Origin of the sequence: Mycobacterium sp. (genome assembly GCF_008709575.1) — a bacterium.
Taxonomy (GTDB): domain Bacteria; phylum Actinomycetota; class Actinomycetes; order Mycobacteriales; family Mycobacteriaceae; genus Mycobacterium.
On record NZ_VYIK01000532.1, the window covers coordinates 1 to 550 of the forward strand.

At 68.0% G+C, this 550-nt stretch carries 1 protein-coding gene; it reads right to left on the reverse strand.

Annotation, left to right across the window (positions count from 1 at the left end; genetic code table 11):
• Nucleotides 1–534 (reverse strand): peptidase dimerization domain-containing protein (locus F6Q13_RS20000; RefSeq protein ID WP_293060156.1); only part of this gene is annotated, 534 nt, incomplete at its 3' end.
• Nucleotides 535–550: the final 16 nt, after the last annotated feature.

Genomic DNA, 550 nt, shown 5'->3' on the forward strand with positions numbered 1-550 from the left:
GAGCATCACGTGGCTGGCGACTTTGGCCCCGAACGGGACTGCCGCCACGTCGACCCGGTAGTCCGGGCTGTGCGGCGAGTAGGGGAACAGCTTCCCGCTCGCCAACGCCGCGGAGTACACCTGCGGGTCGGCGACCCCGACGAACAGGTACGCCAGGGGTAGATCCAGGTGCGGGCCTTTGAGCAGTTGACAGTCTTCCGACGCGGTCAACGGCGGCAGCTGCGTCACAACGCGGTCCGGCCCGATCGCCGTGCCCAGCGCCGCAGCCAGGCGGGCACACAGGTTTTCGTCGTTGACCAGCGGCGTGCAACCGCCGGTAAGCGTGACCTGCGGAAGCTGGTCCTCGGGCATCCCGTAGGTGCGGGCGATGCCGTCGCAGACCGCCTTGATCCCGTCGATCAGTCGCTCGCGAACCTGCGGGTTGAACCATCGCAGGTTGGCCTTCAGCAGCGCCCGGTCCGGGATGACGTTGTGCGCCGAGCCGGCCTGCACCGAACCGACGGTCAGCACCGCGGTTTCGTGCGGAGAAATCATCCGGCTGACGATCGTC